The organism is Nocardia sp. 852002-20019_SCH5090214 (assembly GCF_001665865.1).
Classification (GTDB): Bacteria; Actinomycetota; Actinomycetes; order Mycobacteriales; family Mycobacteriaceae; genus Nocardia; species Nocardia nova.
Genome location: NZ_LZMK01000075.1, coordinates 1 through 980, shown reverse-complemented (window position 1 = coordinate 980; position 980 = coordinate 1). Strand labels below are relative to the sequence as shown.

Genomic DNA, 980 nt, shown 5'->3' with positions numbered 1-980 from the left:
CTTGGCGCTGTGGAGCGGAGTCCCGCACCCTGCGATCACTGGATGGCTGGCCTGGTGCGCGGTCGTGGCCCGGCAGGAAGATCGGTCGCCGCTGAAAGCTTTGCGGCGCCACCTGATCTGCTACGGCATCGACCCCACCGATGTCGCCGCGGTCGAGGCCACCCACGCCCATCCGCAGCGGCGATGGCTGTACGTGGGCGTGCTGGTCGAGGCCGGTGCCTACCTGCCGGTGAAACTGGTCTCGGCCGGCGCCGGTCTCGGACACGGCCGGAACGCGCTGTCGTGGCGGGAAGCTCGTGCCCTGCGCCGCGCCCGCGCGGTCGAGGTTACGACCGCGCAGTGGCAGGACCGGATGGTCGAGGTCATCGACGGCTGGACCGCACACATCCCCGGGGACGCGCGATGAGCCTCACATCGACGGTCTTCTTCGCCGGATACGGGGGCGATTACCTCGGCTGGCGGGCGGTGCCCGGTCTCACGGGCCGGATCGCGGCCAACCACAACCCGGTCTGTGTGGCGGTGCACGAGCTGAATTTCCCCACGGTGGAACATCTTCCGCCCGGCGACGTCAGGGAGATCGATCTGACGCGGCTGCCCGCGACGGAGTTGTTCTGGGCGAGCCCGGCGTGCCCGGAATGGACGGACGCGAAGGGACAGAAACGCTACTTCGACCAGAGCAACCAGTACCGGTTCGACGAGGAACTCGGCATCGTCGAGGATCCGGCGTCCGGGCGCAGCCGGGCGCTGGTCGAGCAGATTCCCCGGTATCTGCGTGCGATGGCCGCGCGCGGCAAGCCGGTGCTGGCCGGGGTGATGGAAAACGTCGTGCAGTGCTGGAAGTGGGACGACCGGCATCGGTGGCTGCGCGAGATCCAGGACCTCGGTTACGAGACCCGGGTCATCGCCCTGAATTCCGCGCACGTGCTGCCGCGCACCTGCCTGCCGGTGCCGCAGTCCCGCGACCGGCTCTACATCGCGTA

The 980-nt window shown here is 69.2% G+C and carries 1 protein-coding gene and 1 pseudogene; both read left to right on the top strand.

Annotation, left to right across the window (positions count from 1 at the left end; all coding sequences use genetic code 11):
* Positions 1-406, top strand: a 406-nt coding sequence (locus A5780_RS07275; protein WP_231982878.1) for a hypothetical protein, incomplete at its 5' end; no start/stop codon positions are given.
* Positions 403-980, top strand: a pseudogene (locus A5780_RS07270) (DNA cytosine methyltransferase); the annotation flags it as partial. The gene A5780_RS07275 and the pseudogene A5780_RS07270, both read left to right, overlap by 4 nt.